Below are 23,386 nucleotides of genomic sequence, written 5' to 3' on the forward strand. Positions count from 1 at the left end.
GGAGCGGTCTACAACGGCCTGCGGGGATACCTTCGCGGGCCGTTTTTATTTAATCATGCGGAAAATGATTTAGCGCAATAAACAACCCGGTTAAGCGCATTTTTCGTACAAAGTGCGTTAAGGTAAGCGTAAATACTGAAGTGAGTAAAAGGCATATGACCAATCAGAACGCCAACGGCTGAAGGAGTATGCGGATGAACCATAACGATATGTATTCTATGAAGAACTTCGATTTTCTGGCACGTAGTTTCGCCAGGATGCACGCACAGGGCCACTCGGTTGATCTTCAGGCTATTGTCGGCAATATGGATGAGGAACATCGTGAATGGTTTTGCCAGCGCTATGAGCTTTATTGTCGCCAGGTGAATAGCACGGCCGAGCTAGAGCACTAAGCCAAATGAAAACGGGCCATCAGGCCCGTCAGACTGCTGACAAAGAAGGAAAAAGCGTGGTTTTTCCTTCTTTGTGGTTATCAGCCGAAAATCAATAAATTGATTTTCCATGTTTTTCATCTGCTGCAATCTGTAAGTGCAAAGGTTGCATGAGATTTGTCATCAATCTCAAACGGGCCATCAGGCCCGTTTTTTATTGTTGTTCTTCGCTCTTCGGGGCAGCTGAGCGGCTTTCCAGATCGCTAATGCGCTGCTCAAGTAAAGCCAGCTTTTCGCGGGTGCGCAGCAGAACCTGTGTTTGCACATCGAACTCTTCGCGGCTGACCAAATCCAGGCGAGTTAACTGCGATTGCAGTACCTGGCGGATTTTCTTTTCTACGTCATCTCCAAGATCGCGAAGGCCTTTCGGCATCGATTCATGGACCTGGCGGGCGATTTGTTCAATTTTTTTCGGGTCAATCATGGCGGATTCCTGCGCTGGTCTAGTTACCGTTCATTGTAGTGCGAACGGGAGCGCCTATAAACCACAAATGTCAGATGTATAGCGAGTAGCCATTGATGAAGATAGTTAATGGCGTTATAGTTATCTCGCTTATTCTCAGGGCGGGGCGAAATTCCCCACCGGCGGTAAATCAACCTATGCGTTGAAAGCCCGCGAGCGCTTCCTGTGAAAACGGGAAGGTCAGCAGATCCGGTGTAATTCCGGGGCCGACGGTTAAAGTCCGGATGGGAGAGAGTAACGGCTCAGTCGGATTACGATCCGCTTGCGTTGACTTTTGCCGCTAAACCGGCACTCCTAAGACTGCCCTGATTCTGGTAACCATAATTTTAATGAGGTTTTTTTACCATGAATCAGACGCTCCTTTCTTCTTTTGGTACCGCTTTTGAACGTGTGGAACACGCTTTAGACGCACTGCGCGAAGGCCGCGGTGTGATGGTGCTTGATGATGAAGACCGTGAAAACGAAGGCGATATGATCTTCGCCGCCGAAACCATGACCGTTGAGCAAATGGCGCTGACCATTCGTCACGGCAGCGGCATTGTCTGCCTGTGCCTGACCGAAGACCGCCGCAAACAGCTTGACCTGCCGATGATGGTGGAGAACAACACCAGCGCCTACGGCACCGGCTTTACCGTGACCATCGAAGCGGCAGAAGGCGTAACCACCGGCGTATCCGCCGCTGACCGCATCACGACAGTACGCGCCGCCATTGCCGATGGCGCGAAACCTTCCGATCTCAACCGTCCGGGCCACGTCTTCCCGCTGCGCGCGCAGCCAGGCGGCGTAATGACCCGCGGCGGCCACACTGAAGCGACCATCGACCTGGTGACCCTTGCGGGCTTTAAACCGGCAGGCGTTCTCTGTGAACTGACTAACGACGATGGCACCATGGCGCGCGCGCCGGAGTGCATCAAGTTCGCTCAGCAGCACAACATGGCCGTGGTCACCATTGAAGACCTGGTGGCTTACCGCCGCGAGCACGATCGCAAAGCCAGCTAAGTAGCCGCTGCTTTGATGACAAGCCCACTTTAAGGTGGGCTTTGTTGTTTCTGGGGTGAGCTAATATGCTTTCTCTGCGGGTAAATGGGAGAGATTTTTCACCTTCAAATTTTCTGATGATGATCATCACGCTTATCTGAGTTTATCTGCGGCTAAAAGCGCGTAATGTGAAGGAATCAAATACTCCCTACTGAAGGATGCCATCATGTCCCGTACCCGTATGCCAGCGTTGTTTTTAGGCCATGGTAGCCCGATGAACGTGCTGGAAGATAATATTTATACCCGCGCCTGGCGTCATCTCGGCGAAACGCTGCCGCGTCCAAAGGCTATCGTGGTTATCTCCGCGCACTGGTTTACCCGCGGGACGGGCGTGACGGCGATGGAAGCGCCGAAAACCATTCATGATTTTGGCGGTTTCCCGCAGGCCTTATACGATACGCATTACCCTGCGCCGGGATCGCCGGAGCTGGCGCAGCATCTGGTTGATCTGCTGGCGCCGGTACCCGTTGCCCTCGATAAAGAGGCGTGGGGTTTTGACCACGGTTCGTGGGGCGTGCTGATCAAAATGTACCCTGATGCCGATATTCCCATGGTTCAGTTAAGTATCGATAGCACCAAGCCCGCGGCGTGGCATCTGGAGATGGGGCGTAAGCTGGCGTCGCTGCGTGATGAAGGCATTATGCTGGTGGCGAGCGGCAACGTGGTACATAACCTGCGCACCGCACGCTGGCATGGCGAAAGTACGCCGTATCCGTGGGCCGAGTCGTTTAACGACTATGTGAAAGCGAATTTAACCTGGAAAGGGCCGGTCGACGCGCATCCGCTGGTGAACTATTTAAGCCACGAAGGCGGATCGCTCTCTAACCCAACGGCTGAGCACTTCCTGCCGCTGCTCTATATTCTGGGGGCGTGGGATGGCGAAGAGCCGATAACGATCCCGGTCGAAGGGATGGAGATGGGGTCGCTAAGTATGCTGTCGGTGGTGGTGGGCGCCGCGTAACGGCAGCTATCGCACATGAAAAAACCCCGGCCACTCAGGTTGCCGGGGTTTGCCGTTATTCGACGAAAATGTGCGGATAGAAACGCGAAAGATCCTGGGTGATCAGCGCCCGATCTTCACGAATGCCGATCCCGGCAGGCTGGTCATTAATAAGCCAGCTGCCAATCAGCGTATAGCTATCGCCAAATTTCGGCAGCGGATAAAACTCCTGCACGATAGTGCCTTCTTCCCCGTATGGGCCTTCCACTGCTTCCACCACTTTGCCATTTTCAACGATCGACACGTTAGCGCCTTCGCGGGAGAAAATCGGCTTAATGACGTACTTCTCAAGCTGCGGATGGTTATCTTCGCTGAAGTAAGCCGCCAACAGGTTAGGGTGGTTGGGGAACATTTCCCACAGCATCGGCAGCAGCGCTTTATTGGAGATAATGCTCTTCCACGCTGGCTCCAGCCAGCGTACGCCGGCGTCTTCCAGCTTGGTGGAGAACATCTCGCGCAGCATAAATTCCCACGGATAAAGCTTGAACAGATTGCCGATGACCTGATCCTGTAAATCGGTAAACTGGCCTTTCTCGCCAAGACCGATATCTTCGATATACAAGAACTCGGTGGCGACGCCCGCTTCTGCCGCGCAGTCCTGCAGATACTGCACGGTGCCGCGGTCTTCAACGGTATCGCGGCAGCAGGCCATATGCAGCAGCTGGAAGCCAAACTGTTCACGCAGCTCGCCGAAGCGTTCAATCAGTTTTTCCTGCAGGCTGTTGAACTGATCGCTGTCGGCAGGCAGATTACCGGCGTTAAGCTGATCTTCCAGCCAGATCCATTGAAAGAACGCTGCTTCATATAGCGAGGTTGGCGTATCCGCGTTGTTCTCCAGCAGCTTCGGCTCGCCCACGCCATCCCAGGCCAGATCCAGACGCGAGTACAGCGACGGCTGGTTGGTTTTCCACGACTGACGCACAAAGCCCCAGGTGTGTTTAGGGATGCGGAATTTGGTCATCAGCTCGTCGCTGGCGATCACTTTCTCAACGACCTGTAGACACATTTGATGCAGCTCGGCGGTGACCGCTTCGAGCTTTTCAACCTGCGCCAGCGTCAGCTTGTAGTAGGCCTCTTCGCTCCAGTACGGCTCGCCGTACATGGTGTGAAAATTGAAGCCATACTCGGTCGCTTTCTCGCGCCAGTCCGGGCGCTCGGTAATGCTGATTCTTTCCATGCCGCTTAACCGCCCATCGAGCGTGAAGAGGAGCTGGAGCCCGCGGCACTACGCTGCATCGTCGATTGCTTAGCAACGGATTCGCCAAAACCGCCGCGGGTGACGGTCGTCGTGGTGGCCGGCTTCGGCGCCATCGCGGTTTTCGGCACGTTCATGGTACGACCCGGTTGCGCCGCGCCGTAACTCTTACCGCTGGCATCGGTGTACTGGCCGTAGGCCGGGCTGGCCGGGTTTTTCGAACTAAACAGCGGCTGCTGCGCGGCCATGCCACCGCCCATCAGGCGGCCCATCATGTAACCGGCCATCAGCGGCATCCAGAAGCTGCCGCTGCTTTGCGCCTGCGCCTGGTTTTCCGGGGCGACGCCCGCCTGAGCCGGCGCCTGCTGGCATTGGCCTTCGCCGAACTCGGCGACACAGTCTTCACGGCTGGCGTATTTCGGCGCGGTGCGCGCGGCTTCTTTCACCGCGTTATTGTAGGCGGTGGTGCACTCTGCGGCTTTGCTTGGGTTAGCCGCGGAGCAGTCATCGGCGTTCTGATACAGAGAAACCGTCTCGTCAGTTTTTTCGCAACCGGCGAGCATAAAGACGGCGGTGACGGCAAGGGCGACCGGCGTCAGGTGGCGAGCGCTCCAGCTTTTGCGGAACGACGCATGATTAATATTTTTTGTCCGTTTCATATTTGTCTTCCAGGACCCAGTGGTAGTGCGTTTGTCAACGCTCAGGATAGAGTATGAGTGGTGGAAAATGAAGCGAAAGAGGGGAAAAGCGGGGGTCTTTACGTTGTCTTACGTTTTACGCCCCGCCTGAGCCGAAGGCCAGACGAGGCGTAATCACGTTCAACGATTAGTGACTAAACGGATTGGAACCGCTGGTCTTCGTCGTACGGGCGGCAGCCGGCTGTGCGGAGGCGGTGTTCGCATAACCGTCAGCAGCGGCGTCCTGCTGCGGGTTTTCCGGCGCGACGCTGTCTGGTGAAGTCGGAATCGCTTTACCCAGCGTGTTGTTCAGCGCAATCAGATCCTGTTCGTTCAGCGTACCAAGAGCAGACTTAATGTTCAGCTCGTTGATCAGGTAGTTATAACGGGCGTTGGAGAGCTGCTGCTTGGCGTTGTACAGCGTGGTGGTCGCATCCAACACGTCAACGATGGTACGCGTACCCACCGAATAACCCGCTTCCATCGCATCCAGGGAGCTCTGCGCAGAGACCACCGCCTGTTTGTAGGCATTGATGCTGCTGATGGAGGCATTCACGTTGTTAAACGACGAACGCACGGTCTGCACCACGCTGCGGTGCGCGCTTTCCAGCTGCTCGCTGGCGCCGACAAAGTTGTATTGCGCCTGTTTCACCTGTGAGTTAACCATCCCGCCCTGATACAGCGGCAGGGTGAAGTTCAGGCCGACTGTGTTTTGCCCGATATCAGCGTCCGGGGAGATGTTTTTGGAACCGCTGTAACGGTTATTAGAGACACTGGTGGAAGCGTTCAAATCAAGAGTAGGTAAATGACCATCCTGCGCCTGGCGAATCTGCTCACGCGCCAAATCCTGATTCAGACGCGCCTGCAGCAGCGACAGGTTGCGGTTTTCCGCTTCCTTCAGCAGCGCGTTCACCGCCTGCGGTTTATTGGTTTTGAAGCCGTTAACGTTCAGCGACGCCAGCTCCGGATAGTAGTTGCCGGTGACCTGACGCAGCTCTTCAACGGCGTTGTCGAGGTCGTTACGCGCGGTGACTTCATTTGCCAGCACGGCGTCGTATTGCGAGCGGGCGTTCTGCACGTCGGTGATGGCAACCAGGCCCACGTTAAAGCGCTGGGTGGTTTGATCCAACTGGCGGTAGATGGCCTGTTTCTGGGCTTCGGTATAGGAGAGCGTATCGATAGCGGCCAGAACTTTAAAGTAAGCCGTCGCGGTATTTAGAATCAGCGTTTGCTGGTCAGTCTGATAGGTGACATCCTGAATGCCCGCCGTTTTTTCCTGCAGGGTCAGCGCGCGCCATTTCGACATATCGAACAGGGTTTGCGTTAACTGCAGTGAACCGCTGGTGACGTTGGAGTTCCGGTCTTTGTAATCACGGAACCCGCTGGTATAGGTATAATCCGCGCCCAGACCGAGTTGCGGCAGTAATGGGCTTCGCGCTTCGTTGATTTTTTCGAATGCAGCATCGCGATCGGCTGCCGATTTACGCAGATCAGGGTTGCTAATACGCGCCTGCTGATAAACCTGCAACAGGTTCTCTGCCTGGCTCATGGCGCTGAAGCCAGTCAGGCCCAGGCCGATAAGGATGGGAAAAAGTTTCTTCATTTGCATTCCTTGTTGTGAAGCATTTAGCGCTACTCAAATTCTAAAAATAATCGCTGATTGTATCGACTCTGTCGCCGTAAAAAGTTGGCGTTACGTGCCATAGGGCGGTAATTTGCACCAATCTAACATACGGGCTGTAAAACGGTAGCCAAACGGCCTATAAATCCCTACTTTCGGATGAGCAGGACACAGACAATGAGCAAACCCAATCAGCAGGGAATTACCTTCTCTAAAAACGATGTAGAAATTATTGCACGCGAAACGCTTTATCGCGGTTTTTTTTCGCTCGATTTGTATCGTTTTCGCCATCGCCTGTTTAACGGCGGGATGAGCGGCGAGGTTACCCGCGAAATTTTTGAGCGCGGGCACGCCGCGGTCTTGCTACCCTTTGACCCGGTACGTGATGAAGTTGTGCTGGTCGAGCAGATCCGCATTGCCGCCTATGATACCAGCGAGAGCCCGTGGCTGCTGGAAATGGTCGCCGGGATGATAGAAGAAGGCGAAACGGTAGAGGATGTCGCCCGCCGCGAAGCGCTGGAAGAGGCCGGGCTTGAAGTTGGGCGTACCAAACCAATATTAAGCTATCTGGCAAGCCCTGGCGGCACCAGCGAACGGTTATCGATCCTGGTGGGCGAAGTTGATGCATCGACGGCAAAAGGCATTCACGGCCTGGCCGAAGAAAACGAGGATATTCGGGTGCATGTGGTGAGCCGGGAACAGGCTTACCAGTGGGTAGAAGAGGGGAAAATAGACAACGCGGCTTCTGTCATCGCCCTGCAATGGCTGCAGCTGCATTATCATAGCTTACGAAACGAGTGGAAATAATATGAAGCGTTATACACCTGACTTCCCGGAAATGATGCGCCTGTGCGAAACCAATTTCGCCCAGCTGCGCCGCCTGTTGCCTCGCACTGAGGCGGTCGGCGATATGGCGAACTATCAGGTGGGTGCGGCGCAATACCGATTAACGGTGGTCGAATCGACCCGCTACACTACATTAGTGACAATAGAACAGACTATGCCTGCGGTGAGCTACTGGAGCCTGCCGTCAATGACGGTGCGCCTGTACCACGACGCCATGGTGGCTGAAGTGTGTTCAAGTCAGCAGATTTTTCGCTTCAAAGCGAGATATGATTATCCTAATAAAAAGTTGCATCAACGCGACGAAAAGCATCAAATTAATCAGTTTCTGGCCGACTGGCTGCGTTACTGTTTAGCACATGGAGCGATGGCGATTCCGGTTTGTTAGCGTCGTGAAACCTAAGGACACCATTTGGAAAGCCTGTTAAACCTACCTCTGGCTGGTGAGGCCAGAGTCAGGATATTACAAATTACTGATACTCACCTGTTTGCTGAAAAACATGAAACGCTGTTGGGTATCAATACCTGGGAAAGTTATCAGGCTGTATTGGATGCGATACATGCCTCACAGCGTGAATGCGACCTGATTGTAGCAACAGGCGATCTGGCGCAAGACCACTCTGCCGCGGCCTATCAGCATTTCGCTGAAGGCATCGCGAGCTTTGCCGCACCCTGCGTCTGGCTGCCGGGAAACCATGATTTCCAGCCGGCGATGTACAGCACGCTGCACGATGCCGGCATCTCCCCCGCAAAACGCGTCCTGTTGGGCGACCATTGGCAAATCCTGCTGCTGGACAGCCAGGTCTTTGGGGTGCCTCACGGCGAGCTGAGCGATTTCCAACTGGAGTGGCTTGAGCATCAATTGAATGCGGAACCTGAGCGCTACACGCTGCTGTTACTGCATCATCATCCGCTGCCGGCGGGCTGTAGCTGGCTCGATCAGCATAGCCTGCGCAACGCCGGCGCGTTAGATCACATCCTGAGCAACTATCCGCGGGTTAAGCACCTGCTGTGCGGCCATATTCACCAGGAGCTGGATCTCGACTGGAACGGGCGGCGGATGATGGCGACGCCATCGACCTGCGTACAGTTTAAGCCGCACTGCGCTAATTTCACCCTCGATACCGTCTCTCCAGGCTGGCGCTGGCTTGAGCTGCATCCCGATGGCGCGTTGACGACTGAAGTCTGTCGTCTCAGCGGCGCCGAGTTTCACCCGGATATCGCTTCAGAAGGATACTGATGTCTACTCTTCTTTATCTGCACGGATTTAACAGCTCGCCGCGCTCGGCAAAAGCGACGGCGCTGAAAACGTGGCTGACGCAGCAGCACCCGGAAATTAACATGGTGGTGCCGGAACTGCCTGCTTTCCCGGCGCAGGCGGCAGAGATGCTGGAAGCTATCGTGCTGGAGCACGGCGGCGAGCCGTTAGGCGTGGTGGGGTCGTCATTGGGCGGTTACTACGCCACCTGGCTGTCGCAATGTTTTATGCTGCCGGCGGTGGTGATTAACCCGGCGGTGCGGCCATTTGAACTGCTGAACAATTTTCTTGGCCCCAATGAGAATCCGTACACCGGGCAGCAATATGTGCTAGAGTCTCGCCATATTTACGATCTTAAAGTCATGCATATCGACCCGCTGGAAGCGCCTGACCTTATCTGGTTATTGCAGCAAACGGGCGATGAAGTGCTTGATTACCGCCAGGCTGTTGACTACTTCGCCTCCTGCCGTCAAACGGTCGAGGAGGGCGGCAATCACGCATTTGTTGGCTTTGAAGATCATTTCACCCAGATTATCGATTTTCTGGGCCTGCGCTAAGCGGTTCAGAACGACCTACGAATACACACCATGACGCAATCTTCATATAACGCTGATGCCATTGAGGTACTCACCGGGCTTGAGCCGGTTCGCCGCCGCCCGGGAATGTACACCGACACAACCCGTCCTAACCATCTTGGTCAGGAAGTTATTGATAACAGTGTGGATGAAGCACTGGCTGGTCACGCCAAACGCGTGGAGGTCATCCTTCATGCCGATCAATCGTTGGAAGTTATCGACGACGGGCGCGGGATGCCGGTTGATATCCACCCGGAAGAAGGGGTTCCGGCGGTTGAGCTGATCCTTTGTCGGCTGCACGCGGGCGGTAAGTTTTCCAACAAGAACTACCAGTTCTCCGGCGGCCTGCATGGGGTGGGGATTTCTGTCGTCAACGCCTTGTCTAAACGCGTGGAAGTCAACGTGCGCCGCGATGGCCAGGTCTACAGCATCGCCTTTGAGAACGGGGAAAAAGTTGAAGACCTGCGCGTCACCGGCACCTGCGGTAAACGCAACACCGGGACCAGCGTCCATTTCTGGCCAGATGAAAGCTTCTTCGATAGCCCGCGTTTCTCCGTCTCGCGGCTAACTCACCTGTTAAAAGCGAAAGCGGTGCTGTGCCCGGGCGTGGAAATTGTTTTCCGCGACCAGGTGAACAACAGCGAACAGCGCTGGTGCTATGCGGACGGCCTTAATGATTATCTGTGCGAGGCGGTCAATGGCCTGCCGCTGCTGCCGGAAAAACCGTTTGTCGGTAACTTCTCCGGCGAAACGGAAGCGGTGGATTGGGCGCTGCTGTGGCTGCCGGAAGGCGGCGAACTGCTGACTGAAAGCTACGTAAACCTGATCCCGACCATGCAGGGCGGTACGCACGTTAACGGTCTGCGTCAGGGGTTGCTCGACGCGATGCGCGAGTTTTGCGAATACCGCAATATTCTGCCGCGCGGCGTGAAGCTGTCGGCGGAAGATATCTGGGATCGCTGCGCGTACGTACTGTCGGTGAAAATGCAGGATCCGCAGTTCGCCGGGCAGACTAAAGAACGTCTGTCGTCGCGTCAGTGCGCGGCATTCGTCTCCGGGGTGGTTAAAGACGCCTTCAGCCTGTGGCTGAATCAGAACGTACAGGCTGCGGAGCTGCTGGCGGAAATGGCCATTTCCAGCGCTCAGCGTCGCCTGCGCGCCGCCAAGAAAGTGGTGCGCAAAAAGCTCACCAGCGGCCCGGCGCTGCCGGGTAAGCTGGCGGACTGCACCGCGCAGGACCTGAACCGCACCGAACTGTTCCTCGTCGAAGGGGATTCTGCGGGCGGTTCGGCGAAACAGGCGCGCGACCGTGAATATCAGGCGATCATGCCGCTGAAAGGCAAGATCCTGAATACCTGGGAAGTCTCTTCCGATGAAGTGCTCGCTTCGCAAGAGGTGCACGACATTTCGGTGGCGATTGGTATCGACCCGGATAGCGATGATTTAAGCCAGCTGCGTTACGGTAAAATCTGTATTCTCGCCGATGCCGACTCGGATGGTCTGCACATCGCTACCCTGCTGTGCGCGCTGTTCGTGAAGCATTTCCGTACCCTGGTGAAAGAGGGGCACGTGTACGTCGCGCTGCCGCCGCTGTATCGTATCGACCTGGGTAAAGAGGTTTACTACGCGCTGACGGAAGAAGAAAAAGCCGGCGTGCTGGAGCAGTTGAAGCGTAAGAAGGGTAAGCCGAACGTACAGCGCTTTAAAGGGCTGGGCGAGATGAACCCGATGCAGCTACGTGAAACCACGCTCGACCCGAACACCCGCCGCCTGGTGCAGCTCATCATCACCGATGAAGACGAGCAGCAAACGACCGCGGTGATGGATATGCTGTTGGCCAAGAAGCGTTCTGAAGACCGTCGCAACTGGCTGCAGGAAAAAGGCGATATGGCGGATCTCGAAGCCTAAGCCGACGTCAGCCGCCAGATGCGAAAAAGGGAGCCTGAGGCTCCCTTTTTTACTTCTGCCGGGCTTATACGCCAGCCTGCAGAATGCGGATGCTGGTTTCCAGCACGTCGCCTTTGACCGCTTCAGCGTAAGCCTTCATGTGCGGCGTTTGCAGATGCGCTTCAAGATGCGCGACGCTTTCCCACTGCTCGACCATGACGATCGAATCCGGGGCGGAAGTCTGGAAACTCACGCCAGCGGCGTGGTCAACCAGCGGCGTGTAGCCGTGGCAGCCTTCTTCCTGCAGTACCACTGGGACAATTTTAGCGAACTGATCCAGTACCGCCTGACGGTGGTGTTGGCCCGGACGAGTACGAATTTCGGCAATCACTGTTAACATGGTTAACTCAACTCCTTCTGTGTGTAAACTCGCCATACTTCAAGGTTAGTGACTTGAATAACAGCGAGTGTAGACATCTAGTTAACCAAAAATCTCGGCCAGATGCTTGCGATATTCTGCGATGACGTGGGGAACGTCAGGCATTTTAATCACGTCGTTGGCGATAAAGGTCGGCATCGCGCTCATGCCAAGGAACTGATTGGCTTTGTGGAACGGCAGGTAAACGCCATCAACGCCGACGCCGTGGAAGAATTGATCTTTATCGGTGAAGGCTTCCATCGGCGCATTCCAGGTCAGCGACAGCATGTACTGTTTGCCTTGAATCAATCCGCCGGAGCCATATTTTTTGCTGTCATCGGAGCGGGTACGGCCATCGCTGGCGTACAGAGAACCATGGCCTTCGGTGAAGACGTCATCCATGTACTTTTTCACGGTCCACGGCGCGCCCATCCACCAGCCCGGCATCTGCCAGATAACCACATCGGCCCACAGGAAATTCTGCACTTCTTCTTTTACATCGTACTCGCTTTCCGCGCGGACGATTTTAACATCATGCCCGACGTCGCGCAGATAACCATCCGCGACCTCGGTCAGGGTGTCGTTTAATTGGCCATTAGAGTGAGCGAATTTTTTCGCCCCGTTGATAATCAGGATATTGCTCATTTTTTGCCCTCAATCTATTAAATTTGTCGGCAATTTTACCCCGCGAAGCGGGGCAGTAAAATGAGCAAAATGTGCAAAGTCTTTTGCATTTTTGGCAATAATGCGGCTACCAGTAAACGCGCGCCTCGAAGCCGCCGCCGCGCGCGTTAGCAAAATCAACCCGCATACCGTGCAGCGAGGCGATGCGGCGAACGATCGATAAGCCTAATCCGCTGCCGGGGGCGTCCTGGCCCGGCGGACGATAAAAACGCTCGCCAATGCGCGCCAGGGCTTGCGGACTAATGCCTGGACCATTGTCGCGAACCCGGAACTCGCGGGCGGAAAGCGTAATATCCACCCGGCTACCGCGCGGGCTATAGCGCACGGCATTATCCAGCAGGTTGCGTACCAGTAGGCTTAGCAGCAGCGGCTGGCCGGTACGGACGATATTGCTGGCATTCAGATGCAGGCGTAGCTCAATGGCGGACTGCTGGGCGTGGTGATACATCTCCATCACCGCCGACTGCAGCAGGTCGTCGATGGCGACCGGCTGCACGTCATCCAGTTGCGCGAGAGAATCCAGACGCGACAGCGTAAGTAATTGATCGACCAGCCGAGTGGCGCGGTCGATGCCCTGATGTAATTGCGCCAACGCTTTATCCCGGCCTTCGGGATCGTCCATCGAAAGCTGGGCGACTTCGGTTTGCACCTTCAGCGCCGCCAGCGGGCTGCGCAACTCGTGGGCGGCATCAGAGGTAAAACGGCGCTCGCGCAGCATGGTTTCGTGGGTACGGCTGAATAGCTGATTCAGGGCATCGACCAGCGGGCGAACTTCCGAAGGGATTTTGTCGTCCGACAGACGTTCCGCCGAGTCCGGCGCGCGCTGGCGCAGGGTTCGAGCCAGTTTCTTCAACGGCGCCAGCTCGCGGCTTAATAGCACAATGAGTAACAGGAACATCAGCGGCAGCGCGACCAGCCACGGCGTGAGCTGCGAGGTGACGATATCCACCGCCATCTCCCGGCGATAATCCCACTCCTGACCGACGGCGATACGATGTCGGCCATCGGCGGTGGTCAACCACAAGAAGCGCCATTCGTCGTCATCGCCGCGCAGATAGCCGTCACTGAAGCCTTCGCGTTGCGATCCCCATTGAATATCTTCGCCGTTTTCACCATCGTTGAGCACCATTTTCCCGTCGCGGGTGAAGATAGCGAAGGCCAGCGCGTCATCATCAAGATGGCCGTGTTTAACTTTTTTCTTTTCGCGGATTTGCGTCGGTCGCGCCTGTAGCTCCTCGACATTCATCGCGCTCAGGCGGCGGGCGAAGAGCAGTTGTTGGGTATCAAACAGCTTATCCAGCTTTTCGCTGGTCTGCTGCCAGGCGATCACGCAGGCGATCCCCCAGGCGGCGCTGGTCAGCAGGACAAACAGCAGCGTCAGTCGCAGGCGCAGGCTTAAACGGGCGAGTCGTTTCATGCGTCACCCAGGGTATAGCCGATGCCGTGCACGGTGCGGATAAAACCGCTGCCGAGTTTGCGCCGCAGATGATGAACGTGTACTTCCACGGCGTTGCTGGAGACCTCGTCGTCCCAGTTATAGAGTTTTTCCTCGATAAGCTTACGCGGCAACACGCGCCCGGCGTTGCGCATAAGCAGTTCCAGCAGGGCGAACTCCTTAGGCTTCAGCGCCAGGCTTTCGCCGTCGAGGCTGGCGGTTAAGCGGTTTGGATCGAGGCTCACCTTGCCGTGGCGTAGCTCGCTGCTGCTCTGGCCGTGAGCGCGGCGGATCAGCGCTTCGAGACGCGCCGCCACCTCTATCAGGGCGAAGGGTTTACACAGATAGTCATCGGCGCCGAGCTGTAGCCCTTCGATCCGCTGGCTCAGCGCGTCGCGGGCGGTGAGGATCAGCACGGGTTCATTACGGCCTTTATCGCGCCATTCGCGCAGAATATCGAGGCCGTCAATGCCGGGGAGGGTAAGGTCAAGTATCGCGGCGTCGTAAGGGGCGCTATATAAGGCATTTTTGCCCTCCTGGCCTGCGGTGAACCAGTCGATACTGAAGCCCATTTTGCTCAGCCCGGCTTTGATGCCGTCGCCGATCAGTTTGTCATCTTCTACCAATAATATGCGCATGTTTCCCTCCGCCGATCCCGTTTCTTTGCGCAGTAAACCGCGTTGAAGTAGGGGATGTACAGCATTAAAATTTCTTTTTTCCGCTTAAGAAGTCGTTAAGTTTTGTCAGGCGTAATAGGAGCCATACCAACACAAAAGGGAGAATATAAGATGAAAAAAATTGCTGCGATGACCGCGATTATTGCTTTGGTTTCCATGCCGGTACTGGCCGCCGGGCAGGGTGGATTCACCGGGCCGTCGACTACCACCACCTCGCAGGCCGGCGGCTTCACCGGGCCGAGCGGCGCGGTGACCACCGTGGCGAACGCCAAGTCGCTGCGTGATGACACCTGGGTGACCCTGCGCGGTAAAATCGTCGAGCGCATCTCTGATGACCTGTATAAATTCCAGGATGCCTCCGGCGTGGTGAACGTCGATATCGACCACAAGCGCTGGAACGGCGTCACCGTCGGCCCGCAGGATACGGTAGAAATTCAGGGTGAAGTCGATAAAGACTGGAACTCGGTCGAGATCGACGTGAAGCAGATCCGTAAAATCACGCCATAACGCCCGCGCCAGAGTGCGCAAGATCGGTCAGGAATCGCTATCCTCGCTCTGGCAGAGTGTGTCGCGTGGAGGAGACGATGAACGATATTAAGGCCAGCCCGGCGTACGTCGGGCGTTTTCAGCGAGTCTGTTTGTACATTGAGAACCATCTTGATGAGCCGCTAACGCTGGAGGCGCTGAGCGCGATTGCGTATAGCTCGCCTTACCATTTTCACCGGCAATTTAGCGCGTATACCGGCGTTCCGCTGTACCGGTATATTCAGTGGTTACGCCTGCGGCGCGCCTGTTGGCGCCTGGCTTTCAACCCGCAGGATAAAATCATCGATATTGCCCTTGATGCCGGATTTCAAAATTCGGAGTCGTTCAGTCGCGCCTTCCGTACCGCGTTTGATCAAAGCCCGACTCAGTTCCGTCAGCGACCGGATTGGGCCGAGTGGCATCGACGCGTACCGAAACATACGCTACAGGAGCAAACTTCGATGGACGTCAACATTATTCAATTTCCAGCCACAAGGATCGCCGTATTGCAACATCGCGGGAGCCCGGACCTGGTCAACGCCACCGCCGCGCGTTTTATCGCATGGCGCAAAACGAGCGGGCTGTCGCCAGTCGCCACCAGCGAAACCTGGGGCATTGCCTGGGACGATCCGCAAACAACGCCAGGCGACGCGTTTCGTTTTGATATCTGCGGCACCGTTGAGCGACCGATTAGCGAAAACGCGTTTGGCGTGATTAACGGCGAGATCCCGGCAGGCCGTTGCGCAGTGGTCCGCCATCACGGTTCGCTGGACACGCTGGCGCAAAGCGTCTGGTTTCTCTATCGCGACTGGCTGCCCGCCTCCGGGGAGACGCTAAGGGATTTTCCGGTGTACTTCCGCTACCTCAATTTTGTGCATGAAGTTGGCGAGCATGAACTCCGCACCGATATTTATTTACCGTTAGCCTGATTGATATCCTCATCCTCTTTAACCGATCTCACTTCCTGTGACTCAGGGCGTGAGATCGGGTATTATCGCGGGTAGTTTTGCCGCCGCAATGGCCGCGTCCCAGATTGAGGATCCACGATTAATGAGCGATATGGCAGAGCGCCTCGCGCTACATGAATTCACGGAAAATGCCTACCTGAACTACTCCATGTACGTCATCATGGACAGGGCATTGCCGTTTATTGGCGATGGCTTAAAGCCGGTTCAGCGCCGCATTGTCTATGCAATGTCCGAGCTGGGCCTGAACGCCAGCGCCAAGTTCAAAAAATCCGCCCGCACCGTCGGCGACGTACTGGGTAAATATCACCCGCACGGCGACAGCGCCTGCTATGAAGCGATGGTGCTGATGGCGCAACCTTTCTCTTACCGCTATCCGCTGGTGGACGGGCAGGGGAACTGGGGGGCGCCGGACGATCCGAAATCCTTCGCGGCGATGCGTTACACCGAATCCCGCCTGTCAAAATACGCCGAATTGCTGCTCAGCGAACTGGGTCAGGGCACCGTCGATTGGGTACCGAACTTTGACGGTACGCTGCAGGAGCCGAAAATGCTGCCGGCGCGTCTGCCGAACATCCTGCTGAACGGCACCACCGGCATCGCCGTTGGTATGGCGACCGATATTCCGCCGCACAACCTGCGTGAAGTGGCGCAGGCGGCGATTACGCTGCTGGAAAAACCGAAAACCACCCTCGATGAACTGCTGGATATCGTGCAGGGGCCGGACTACCCGACCGAAGCGGAAATCATTACCCCGCGCGCGGAAATTCGCAAAATCTACCAGAACGGCCGCGGTTCGGTACGGATGCGCGCCGTGTGGACGAAAGAAGACGGCGCGGTGGTGATTAGCGCGCTGCCGCATCAGGTGTCCGGCGCGCGCGTGCTGGAGCAGATCGCCGCGCAGATGCGTAACAAAAAGCTGCCGATGGTTGATGATCTGCGTGATGAATCGGATCATGAAAACCCGACCCGTCTGGTGATCGTGCCGCGTTCCAACCGCGTAGATATGGAGCAGGTGATGAACCACCTGTTCGCCACCACCGATCTGGAAAAGAGCTACCGCATCAACCTCAACATGATCGGCCTGGACAACCGTCCGGCGGTGAAGAATCTGCTCGAAATCCTGACGGAGTGGTTGACCTTCCGTCGTGATACCGTGCGTAACCGCCTGAACTACCGGCTGGAAAAAGTCCTCAAGCGCCTGCACATCCTCGAAGGTTTGCTGGTCGCGTTCCTCAACATTGATGAAGTGATTGAGATAATCCGCCACGAAGATGAACCAAAGCCGGCGCTGATTGCCCGCTTCGGCATCAGCGAAACCCAGGCGGAAGCGATTTTGGAATTAAAACTGCGCCATCTCGCCAAACTGGAAGAGATGAAGATCCGCGGCGAGCAGAGCGAGCTGGAAAAAGAGCGCGATCAGCTGCAGGCGATTCTGGCCTCCGAGCGCAAGATGAATAACCTGCTGAAGAAAGAGCTGCAGGCCGATGCCGATACCTTCGGCGACGACCGCCGTTCGCCGCTGCGCGAACGCGAAGAAGCGAAGGCGATGAGCGAGCACGATATGCTGCCGTCCGAGCCGGTCACTATCGTTCTGTCGCAGATGGGCTGGGTGCGTAGCGCCAAAGGTCACGATATCGACGCGCAGGGGCTGAGTTACAAAGCCGGCGATAGCTGGAAAGCGTCGGTGAAAGGCAAGAGCAACCAGCCGGTGGTATTCATTGATACCACCGGGCGCAGCTACGCCATCGACCCGATTACGCTGCCTTCCGCCCGCGGCCAGGGCGAACCGGTCACCGGTAAAGTGACGTTGCCGCCGGGCGCCAGCGTAGAACATATGCTGATGGAGGCAGACGATCAGAAGCTGCTGATGGCTTCCGATGCCGGCTACGGTTTCGTCTGTACCTTCAACGACCTGGTGGCGCGCAACCGCGCCGGTAAGGCGCTGATTACGCTGCCGGAGAACGCGCATGTCATGCCGCCGCTGGTCATTGAAGACGATGCCGATATGCTGTTGGCGATCACCAACGCCGGGCGCATGCTGATGTTCCCGGTGAGCGATCTGCCGCAGCTGTCGAAAGGCAAAGGCAACAAGATTATCAACATTCCGTCGGCGGAAGCCGCCTCCGGCCAGGATGGGCTGGCGCATCTGTTTGTCCTGCCGCCGCAGAGCACGCTGACCATTCATGTCGGCAAGCGTAAGATCAAACTGCGGCCGGAAGAGCTGCAAAAAGTCACCGGCGAGCGCGGCCGTCGCGGTTCGCTGATGCGCGGCCTGCAGAAAATCGACCGCGTGGAGATCGACTCCCCGCGCCGCGCCTCGGCTGGCGACAGCGAAGAGTAAGACCCGCATCCTTCACCCGGCTGGAGGATGCGAAAATTTGCCGCAAAATCGTTGTTTATTCAGGCATTGCGATTAACATGTCCTCCAGGGGCGGAAATTTTCCGCCCCGCGTTGAGAGGGCAGCGGTGTCCTGAACCTGTGATTCAACGGGTATAACGCTAAGCGGTTTGGGTTTCAGAGGAAGCTATGTTATTTATTTTTCGACTAATTTTTGTTGTCATTTATTGCATCGTGGTGTGCATATTTGGCAGTCTTTACTGCTTGTTCAGCCCGCGCAACCCTAAGCACGTCGCGACGTTTGGTCATCTGTTTGGCCGTCTGTCCCCGGTATTCGGCCTGAAAGTCGAACTGCGTAAGCCCGCGGATGCGGAAAGCTACGGCAATGCGATCTACATCGCTAATCACCAGAACAACTATGATATGGTGACAGCGTCAAATATCGTGCAGCCGCCGACGGTTACCGTAGGGAAAAAAAGCCTGCTGTGGATCCCGTTCTTTGGCCAGCTTTACTGGCTGACGGGCAACCTGCTGATTGACCGTAATAACCGAACCAAAGCGCACGGCACTATCGCCGAAGTAGTGAATGCGTTTAAAAAGCGTAAAATTTCGTTCTGGATGTTCCCGGAAGGGACCCGCAGCCGCGGCCGCGGTCTGCTGCCCTTTAAAACCGGCGCGTTCCACGCGGCCATTGCCGCTGGCGTACCGATTATTCCAGTATGCGTGTCGAATACATCGAACAAAATTAAACTCAATCGCTGGAACAACGGTCTGGTGATTGTCGAGATGCTGCCGCCGGTCGATACCAGCCAGTACGGTAAAGATAATGTGCGCGCGCTGGCGACACACTGCCGCGAGCTGATGTCCGCAAAAATCGCCGAGCTGGATAAAGAAGTGGCCGAGCGCGAAGCGGCTGGAAAGAAATAATACAGGAAACGCCGCGAACGCGAGCGTATTGCTGGCGGGAAACGAATTCCCTTTTTGCATTGTCAGTATTTCATGGAGTTAATATGTCACTCAGTCGGCGTCAGTTTATTAAGGCTTCAGGTGTAGCGCTGTGCGCGGGCGCCGCGCCGCTGAAGGCTCATGCCGCCGGCCAGCAGCCGGCGCTCCCCATTCCGCCTCTGCTGGAATCCCGTCGCGGTCAGCCGCTGTTTCTGACCCTGCAACGTTCTCATTGGTCATTTACCCAGGGCACGCGCGCGCCGGTATGGGGCATCAATGGCCGCTACCTGGGGCCGACCATTCGCGTCTGGAATGGCGATGACGTCAAACTTATCTACAGTAACCGCCTGACCGAAAATGTCGCCATGACGATTCGCGGCCTGCAGGTGCCGGGCCCGCTGATTGGCGGCGCGGCGCGCATGATGTCGCCGAATGCGGATTGGGCGCCGGTATTGCCGATTCGCCAGAGTGCGGCCACTTTGTGGTATCAGGCGAATACCCCGAACCGGATGGCGAAACAGGTTTACAACGGCCTGGCGGGAATGTGGCTGGTGGAAGATGAAGTCAGCAAGAATCTGCCAATTCCTAATCATTATGGCGTTGATGACTTCCCGGTGATTATTCAGGATAAGCGGCTGGATAACTTCGGTACTCCGGAATATAGCGAACCGGGCAGCGGTGGTTTCGTGGGCGATACCCTGTTGGTCAACGGCGCGCAGGGGCCCTATGTCGAAGTCTCACGCGGCTGGGTACGACTGCGTCTGCTGAACGCGTCTAACTCGCGCCGCTATCAGTTGCAGATGAGCGATGGTCGTCTGCTGCACGTTATCTCAGGCGATCAGGGCTTTCTGCCGGCGCCGGTCTCACTTAAGCAATTGTCGCTGGCCCCCGGCGAGCGGCGAGAAATTCTGGTGGATATGACCAACGGCGATGAAGTGTCGATTACCTGCGGCGAAGCGGCGAGCATCGTCGACCGTATCCGCGGTTTCTTCGAGCCGTCGAGCATTTTGATCTCCACGCTGGTGTTGACGCTGCGTCCGACCGGGCTGCTGCCGCTGGTTACCGATAGCCTGCCGGTGCGGCTGCTGCCGACCGAGCTGCTCTCTGGCACGCCGCTGCGCAGCCGCGATATTACGCTCGGCGACGACCCCGGCATCAACGGCCAACTGTGGGATCCGCAGCGTATTGATATCACCGCCCAGCAGGGTACGTGGGAGCGCTGGACCGTGCGCGCCGACCGCCCGCAGTCGTTCCATATTGAAGGCGTGATGTTCCAGATCCGTAACGTTAATGGAACGATGCCGTTCCCGGAAGACCGAGGCTGGAAAGATACCGTATGGATCGACGGGCAGGTAGAACTGCTGGTGTATTATAACCAGCCTTCCTGGCCGCACTTCCCGTTCCAGTACCTGAGCCAGACGCTGGAGCTCGCCGACCGCGGCTCGATTGGCCAGATTCTGGTGAATCCGGCGCCGTAATATCCGTAACCCTGGCCGCAACACGGTCAGGGTTTGAGAAAATCCTCCTTCATTTCCACTATCATTCCGGCTTATAATCCACGCCCTTTTGGTTATTTTTTTATCATTTTCCCCGGAAGCAATATGAGCGCAATATCCCTGATCCAGCCGGATCGTGACCTATTTTCCTGGCCGCAATACTGGGCTGCCTGTTTTGGCCCTGCGCCATTTTTACCAATGTCGCGTGAAGAGATGGATCAACTTGGCTGGGATAGCTGCGACATTATTCTGGTGACCGGCGACGCCTACGTCGACCATCCAAGCTTCGGCATGGCTATCTGCGGCCGTATGCTGGAAGCACAGGGCTTCCGCGTAGGGATCATCTCTCAGCCGGACTGGAACAGCAAAGAAGACTTCATGCGCCTGGGTAAGCCGAATCTGTTCTTCGGCGTGACCGCGGGCAATATGGACTCAATGATCAACCGCTATACCGCCGACCGTAAGCTGCGCCATGACGACGCTTATACCGCCGGCAACGTCGCGGGTAAGCGCCCGGACCGCGCGACGCTGGTTTATACCCAGCGCTGTAAAGAAGCATGGAAAGACGTGCCGGTGATCCTCGGCGGTATTGAGGCCAGCCTGCGCCGTACCGCGCACTACGATTATTGGTCCGATACCGTGCGCCGCTCGGTGCTGGTGGATTCAAAAGCCGATATGCTGATGTTCGGCAACGGCGAGCGCCCGCTGGTAGAAGTGGCGCATCGTCTGGCGATGGGCGAGGCCATCGGCGATATTCGCGATGTGCGTAATACCGCGATCATGGTAAAGGAAGCACTGCCGGGCTGGAGCGGCGTTGACTCCACGCGTCTGGATACGCCGGGCAAAATCGACCCGATTCCGCATCCGTACGGTGAAGACCTGCCGTGCGCAGACAACAAACCGGTGGCGCCGAAAAAAGCTGAGGCCAAAGCCGTTGTCGTGCAGCCGCCGCGGCCAAAACCGTGGGAAAAAACCTACGTATTGCTGCCTTCCTTTGAGAAGGTCAAAGGCGACAAAGTGCTGTACGCTCACGCGTCGCGCATTCTGCACCATGAAACCAACCCAGGCTGCGCCCGCGCGCTGATGCAAAAGCACGGCGAGCGTTATATCTGGGTTAACCCGCCGGCGATCCCGCTGTCGACTGAAGAGATGGACAGCGTCTTTGCGCTGCCGTACAAGCGTGTGCCGCATCCTTCTTATGGCGATGCGCGTATCCCGGCCTACGAGATGATTCGCTTCTCCATTAACATCATGCGCGGTTGCTTCGGTGGTTGTTCTTTCTGCTCGATCACCGAGCACGAAGGGCGCATCATCCAGAGTCGCTCCGAAGATTCGATAATCAATGAAATCGAAGCGATTCGCGACACGGTCCCCGGCTTTACCGGCATTATTTCCGATCTTGGCGGCCCAACCGCCAATATGTATATGCTGCGCTGTAAATCGCCGCGCGCTGAGCAGACCTGCCGCCGTCTCTCCTGCGTCTACCCGGATATCTGCCCGCACATGGATACCAACCATGAGCCGACGATTAATCTGTACCGTCGCGCCCGCGACCTGAAAGGCATCAAGAAAATCCTTATCGCATCGGGTGTGCGTTACGACATCGCCGTAGAGGATCCGCGCTATATCAAAGAGCTGGCGACCCACCACGTCGGTGGCTATCTGAAGATCGCTCCGGAGCATACCGAAGAGGGGCCGCTGTCGAAGATGATGAAGCCGGGCATGGGCAGCTATGACCGCTTTAAAGAATTGTTTGATACCTATTCGAAGCAGGCGGGTAAAGAACAGTACCTGATCCCGTACTTTATTTCCGCCCACCCAGGGACGCGCGATGAAGATATGGTGAACCTGGCGCTGTGGCTGAAGCGTCATCGCTTCCGTCTCGACCAGGTACAGAATTTCTACCCGTCGCCGCTGGCGAACTCAACCACCATGTATTACACCGGCAAGAACCCGCTGGGTAAAATCGGCTATAAGAGCGAAGATGTGGTGGTGCCGAAGGGCGACAAACAGCGCCGTCTGCATAAAGCGCTGCTGCGCTATCACGATCCGGCAAACTGGCCGCTGATCCGTCAGGCGCTGGAAGCGATGGGTAAAAAGCATCTGATTGGTTCACGCCGTGACTGCCTGGTACCGGCGCCGACCCTTGACGAGATGCGTGAAGCGCGTCGCCAGAACCGCCATACCCGTCCGGCGCTGACGAAGCATACGCCGGTTGCGCATCAGCGCCAGACGCCGGCCGCGCCGGGCGCGAAAAAGCGTATTAAGCCGAAGACGGCGTCCCGCTAAGACGCTTCCCCGGCGGGTTCGCTCGCCGGGGGAAAGCTGTCATATAAGGAGAGAGAACGATAATGACGCCGGTAATCCTGTCACGACAGCAGCTGGAAATGTTGTGGGAGATAGATCGCAGTGAAATTATCGACACCCTTTATAAGCTCGATAATGGCCGGCTTCAGGCGTACTCGCAATATTATGATGTACGAGGTTGGGATCCTCACGATCGCCAGGTTTATACGCCTATTCACGAGGCCTGCTACGATCGCGGCGGTATTTTTTTCGCCTTTTTCGAACAGGATAAAATCATTGCCGCGGCGGCGATTGATGCCTTGCCACGGGGTGAAAAGGGCGATCTACGCCAGCTGCTATTCTTTTATGTGGGCGCGGCGCAGCGTGGCCAGGGATGGGGACGGCGTCTGTTTGATTATGCGCTGCAGCAGCTTCCTGATCTGGGCGCGTCCGGCCTGTATATTTCGTCCATTCCCAATAAAAGTACCGTTGATTTTTATCTCTCACAGGGGTGTCGTTTAATTGATGAGCCCGACCCGGAGCTGTTTGCTCTGGAGCCTGAGGATATACATTTAATTTGCGAAAGCCTTTAGCGCCGTGCGGCGCTAAAGGCAAAAGTGAAGGGG

23 protein-coding genes, 1 pseudogene and 1 riboswitch are annotated in these 23,386 nt (G+C 56.4%); of the genes and pseudogenes, 15 read left to right on the plus strand and 9 right to left on the minus strand.

Annotated elements, in window-relative coordinates; translation table 11 throughout:
* Positions 1-53: 53 nt before the first annotated feature.
* A complete protein-coding gene (locus PGR29_RS13715; RefSeq protein ID WP_316424706.1) occupies positions 54-203 on the minus strand; it encodes a hypothetical protein in 150 nt (49 codons plus the stop codon).
* Between PGR29_RS13715 and glgS the strand changes: the two genes are divergently transcribed.
* Complete coding sequence (gene glgS / locus PGR29_RS13720) at positions 195-392, plus strand: cell surface composition regulator GlgS (protein WP_087859826.1); 198 nt, start codon at positions 195-197, stop codon at positions 390-392. The two genes, PGR29_RS13715 and glgS, sit on opposite strands and share 9 nt — an antisense overlap.
* A 193-nt stretch (positions 393-585) precedes the next feature.
* On the opposite strand, the gene ubiK is transcribed toward glgS, so the two are convergent.
* A complete protein-coding gene (ubiK, locus tag PGR29_RS13725; RefSeq protein WP_015369643.1) occupies positions 586-855 on the minus strand; it encodes a ubiquinone biosynthesis accessory factor UbiK in 270 nt (89 codons plus the stop codon).
* Between the two features lie 127 nt (positions 856-982).
* Positions 983-1,134: riboswitch (FMN riboswitch) on the plus strand.
* Positions 1,135-1,239: 105 nt separating this feature from the next.
* Between ubiK and ribB the strand changes: the two genes are divergently transcribed.
* Together ribB and ygiD are read left to right on the plus strand one after the other, a co-directional pair.
* Positions 1,240-1,893: a 3,4-dihydroxy-2-butanone-4-phosphate synthase gene (gene ribB, locus PGR29_RS13730; RefSeq protein ID WP_015703517.1), complete on the plus strand. Its 654-nt coding sequence runs from the start codon at positions 1,240-1,242 to the stop codon at positions 1,891-1,893.
* A gap of 205 nt (positions 1,894-2,098) precedes the next feature.
* On the plus strand, positions 2,099-2,893 hold the full coding sequence (gene ygiD / locus PGR29_RS13735) for a 4,5-DOPA dioxygenase extradiol (protein WP_087859824.1): 795 nt from the start codon (positions 2,099-2,101) through the stop codon (positions 2,891-2,893).
* Positions 2,894-2,948: 55 nt separating this feature from the next.
* On the opposite strand, the gene PGR29_RS13740 is transcribed toward ygiD, so the two are convergent.
* From PGR29_RS13740 to tolC, 3 genes are all read right to left on the minus strand, one after another.
* Positions 2,949-4,109: a glutathionylspermidine synthase family protein gene (locus PGR29_RS13740; protein WP_015703515.1), complete on the minus strand. Its 1,161-nt coding sequence runs from the start codon at positions 4,107-4,109 to the stop codon at positions 2,949-2,951.
* 5 nt (positions 4,110-4,114) lie between these two features.
* Entirely contained in the window at positions 4,115-4,786 is a 672-nt protein-coding gene (locus tag PGR29_RS13745; RefSeq protein WP_015369647.1) for a DUF1190 family protein, read from the minus strand.
* 166 nt (positions 4,787-4,952) lie between these two features.
* Positions 4,953-6,407 (minus strand): outer membrane channel protein TolC, encoded by a 1,455-nt coding sequence (gene tolC / locus PGR29_RS13750; protein WP_087859823.1) that lies wholly within the window; start codon positions 6,405-6,407, stop codon positions 4,953-4,955.
* A gap of 195 nt (positions 6,408-6,602) precedes the next feature.
* On the opposite strand from tolC, the gene nudF reads away from it, so the two are divergent.
* From nudF to parE, 5 genes are read left to right on the plus strand one after another with little or no spacing between them, the layout of a single operon-like run.
* Positions 6,603-7,232 (plus strand): ADP-ribose diphosphatase, encoded by a 630-nt coding sequence (nudF, locus tag PGR29_RS13755; RefSeq protein ID WP_015369649.1) that lies wholly within the window; start codon positions 6,603-6,605, stop codon positions 7,230-7,232.
* A 1-nt stretch (position 7,233) separates the two neighbouring features.
* Positions 7,234-7,656, plus strand: coding sequence for a DUF1249 family protein (locus PGR29_RS13760; protein ID WP_015703512.1), 423 nt, complete (start codon positions 7,234-7,236; stop codon positions 7,654-7,656).
* Between the two features lie 24 nt (positions 7,657-7,680).
* A complete protein-coding gene (cpdA, locus tag PGR29_RS13765) occupies positions 7,681-8,508 on the plus strand; it encodes a 3',5'-cyclic-AMP phosphodiesterase (protein ID WP_087859822.1) in 828 nt (275 codons plus the stop codon).
* Positions 8,508-9,083, plus strand: a complete 576-nt coding sequence (yqiA, locus tag PGR29_RS13770) for an esterase YqiA (protein ID WP_087859821.1) — start codon at positions 8,508-8,510, stop codon at positions 9,081-9,083. Before cpdA ends, yqiA begins: the two co-directional genes overlap by 1 nt.
* Positions 9,084-9,113: 30 nt before the next feature.
* The gene (gene parE / locus PGR29_RS13775) at positions 9,114-11,009 is read left to right on the plus strand and encodes a DNA topoisomerase IV subunit B (RefSeq protein WP_015369653.1); all 1,896 of its coding nucleotides are present in this window, start codon (positions 9,114-9,116) and stop codon (positions 11,007-11,009) included.
* 64 nt (positions 11,010-11,073) lie between these two features.
* On the opposite strand, the gene PGR29_RS13780 is transcribed toward parE, so the two are convergent.
* The 4 genes from PGR29_RS13780 to qseB all read right to left on the minus strand — a co-directional run bounded on the left by PGR29_RS13780 (position 11,074) and on the right by qseB (position 14,163).
* Complete coding sequence (locus PGR29_RS13780) at positions 11,074-11,388, minus strand: putative quinol monooxygenase (protein WP_213316620.1); 315 nt, start codon at positions 11,386-11,388, stop codon at positions 11,074-11,076.
* An 81-nt stretch (positions 11,389-11,469) separates the two neighbouring features.
* Positions 11,470-12,051 carry an NAD(P)H-dependent oxidoreductase gene (locus PGR29_RS13785; RefSeq protein WP_020077910.1) on the minus strand — a complete coding sequence of 194 codons (582 nt, stop codon included), beginning with the start codon at positions 12,049-12,051 and terminating at the stop codon, positions 11,470-11,472.
* 106 nt (positions 12,052-12,157) lie between these two features.
* On the minus strand, positions 12,158-13,507 hold the full coding sequence (qseC, locus tag PGR29_RS13790) for a quorum sensing histidine kinase QseC (RefSeq protein ID WP_113373074.1): 1,350 nt from the start codon (positions 13,505-13,507) through the stop codon (positions 12,158-12,160).
* Complete coding sequence (qseB, locus tag PGR29_RS13795) at positions 13,504-14,163, minus strand: quorum sensing response regulator transcription factor QseB (protein WP_113373073.1); 660 nt, start codon at positions 14,161-14,163, stop codon at positions 13,504-13,506. The genes qseC and qseB overlap by 4 nt, the downstream gene beginning before the upstream one ends.
* 150 nt (positions 14,164-14,313) lie before the next feature.
* Here qseB and PGR29_RS13800 point away from each other — a divergent pair, with 150 nt between their 5' ends.
* The 7 genes and pseudogenes from PGR29_RS13800 (at position 14,314) to PGR29_RS13830 (ending at position 23,353) form a co-directional block, all read left to right on the plus strand.
* A complete protein-coding gene (locus tag PGR29_RS13800) occupies positions 14,314-14,709 on the plus strand; it encodes a YgiW/YdeI family stress tolerance OB fold protein (protein WP_015369658.1) in 396 nt (131 codons plus the stop codon).
* 77 nt (positions 14,710-14,786) lie between these two features.
* Complete coding sequence (locus PGR29_RS13805) at positions 14,787-15,656, plus strand: AraC family transcriptional regulator (RefSeq protein ID WP_316424707.1); 870 nt, start codon at positions 14,787-14,789, stop codon at positions 15,654-15,656.
* Between the two features lie 121 nt (positions 15,657-15,777).
* A complete protein-coding gene (gene parC / locus PGR29_RS13810) occupies positions 15,778-18,036 on the plus strand; it encodes a DNA topoisomerase IV subunit A (protein WP_316424709.1) in 2,259 nt (752 codons plus the stop codon).
* Positions 18,037-18,222: 186 nt separating this feature from the next.
* Entirely contained in the window at positions 18,223-18,960 is a 738-nt protein-coding gene (gene plsC / locus PGR29_RS13815; protein ID WP_087859817.1) for a 1-acylglycerol-3-phosphate O-acyltransferase, read from the plus strand.
* Between the two features lie 83 nt (positions 18,961-19,043).
* Positions 19,044-20,456 (plus strand): cell division protein FtsP, encoded by a 1,413-nt coding sequence (gene ftsP, locus PGR29_RS13820; RefSeq protein WP_087859816.1) that lies wholly within the window; start codon positions 19,044-19,046, stop codon positions 20,454-20,456.
* Positions 20,457-20,489: 33 nt separating this feature from the next.
* Positions 20,490-22,800 (plus strand): annotated as a pseudogene (locus PGR29_RS13825) (YgiQ family radical SAM protein); the annotation flags it as partial.
* Between the two features lie 25 nt (positions 22,801-22,825).
* Positions 22,826-23,353 carry a GNAT family N-acetyltransferase gene (locus PGR29_RS13830; RefSeq protein WP_316424710.1) on the plus strand — a complete coding sequence of 176 codons (528 nt, stop codon included), beginning with the start codon at positions 22,826-22,828 and terminating at the stop codon, positions 23,351-23,353.
* Positions 23,354-23,386 lie beyond the last annotated feature (33 nt).

The organism is Klebsiella sp. 141203, assembly GCF_032601985.1.
In the GTDB taxonomy this organism is placed as follows: domain Bacteria; phylum Pseudomonadota; class Gammaproteobacteria; order Enterobacterales; family Enterobacteriaceae; genus Klebsiella; species Klebsiella aerogenes.

Bases quoted from the DNA above. Each gene is read 5' to 3' on its own strand.
- qseC (WP_113373074.1), bottom strand. From the start codon at position 13,507: ATGAAACGACTCGCCCGTTTAAGCCTGCGCCTGCGACTGACGCTGCTG.
- PGR29_RS13830 (WP_316424710.1), top strand. From the start codon at position 22,826: ATGACGCCGGTAATCCTGTCACGACAGCAGCTGGAAATGTTGTGGGAG.
- PGR29_RS13760 (WP_015703512.1), top strand. From the start codon at position 7,234: ATGAAGCGTTATACACCTGACTTCCCGGAAATGATGCGCCTGTGCGAA.
- ribB (WP_015703517.1), top strand. From the start codon at position 1,240: ATGAATCAGACGCTCCTTTCTTCTTTTGGTACCGCTTTTGAACGTGTG.
- PGR29_RS13785 (WP_020077910.1), bottom strand. From the start codon at position 12,051: ATGAGCAATATCCTGATTATCAACGGGGCGAAAAAATTCGCTCACTCT.
- ygiD (WP_087859824.1), top strand. From the start codon at position 2,099: ATGTCCCGTACCCGTATGCCAGCGTTGTTTTTAGGCCATGGTAGCCCG.
- PGR29_RS13800 (WP_015369658.1), top strand. From the start codon at position 14,314: ATGAAAAAAATTGCTGCGATGACCGCGATTATTGCTTTGGTTTCCATG.
- tolC (WP_087859823.1), bottom strand. From the start codon at position 6,407: ATGAAGAAACTTTTTCCCATCCTTATCGGCCTGGGCCTGACTGGCTTC.
- glgS (WP_087859826.1), top strand. From the start codon at position 195: ATGAACCATAACGATATGTATTCTATGAAGAACTTCGATTTTCTGGCA.
- nudF (WP_015369649.1), top strand. From the start codon at position 6,603: ATGAGCAAACCCAATCAGCAGGGAATTACCTTCTCTAAAAACGATGTA.
- PGR29_RS13740 (WP_015703515.1), bottom strand. From the start codon at position 4,109: ATGGAAAGAATCAGCATTACCGAGCGCCCGGACTGGCGCGAGAAAGCG.
- ftsP (WP_087859816.1), top strand. From the start codon at position 19,044: ATGTCACTCAGTCGGCGTCAGTTTATTAAGGCTTCAGGTGTAGCGCTG.
- PGR29_RS13745 (WP_015369647.1), bottom strand. From the start codon at position 4,786: ATGAAACGGACAAAAAATATTAATCATGCGTCGTTCCGCAAAAGCTGG.
- PGR29_RS13805 (WP_316424707.1), top strand. From the start codon at position 14,787: ATGAACGATATTAAGGCCAGCCCGGCGTACGTCGGGCGTTTTCAGCGA.
- plsC (WP_087859817.1), top strand. From the start codon at position 18,223: ATGTTATTTATTTTTCGACTAATTTTTGTTGTCATTTATTGCATCGTG.
- parC (WP_316424709.1), top strand. From the start codon at position 15,778: ATGAGCGATATGGCAGAGCGCCTCGCGCTACATGAATTCACGGAAAAT.
- PGR29_RS13780 (WP_213316620.1), bottom strand. From the start codon at position 11,388: ATGTTAACAGTGATTGCCGAAATTCGTACTCGTCCGGGCCAACACCAC.
- parE (WP_015369653.1), top strand. From the start codon at position 9,114: ATGACGCAATCTTCATATAACGCTGATGCCATTGAGGTACTCACCGGG.
- yqiA (WP_087859821.1), top strand. From the start codon at position 8,508: ATGTCTACTCTTCTTTATCTGCACGGATTTAACAGCTCGCCGCGCTCG.
- qseB (WP_113373073.1), bottom strand. From the start codon at position 14,163: ATGCGCATATTATTGGTAGAAGATGACAAACTGATCGGCGACGGCATC.
- PGR29_RS13715 (WP_316424706.1), bottom strand. From the start codon at position 203: ATGGTTCATCCGCATACTCCTTCAGCCGTTGGCGTTCTGATTGGTCAT.
- ubiK (WP_015369643.1), bottom strand. From the start codon at position 855: ATGATTGACCCGAAAAAAATTGAACAAATCGCCCGCCAGGTCCATGAA.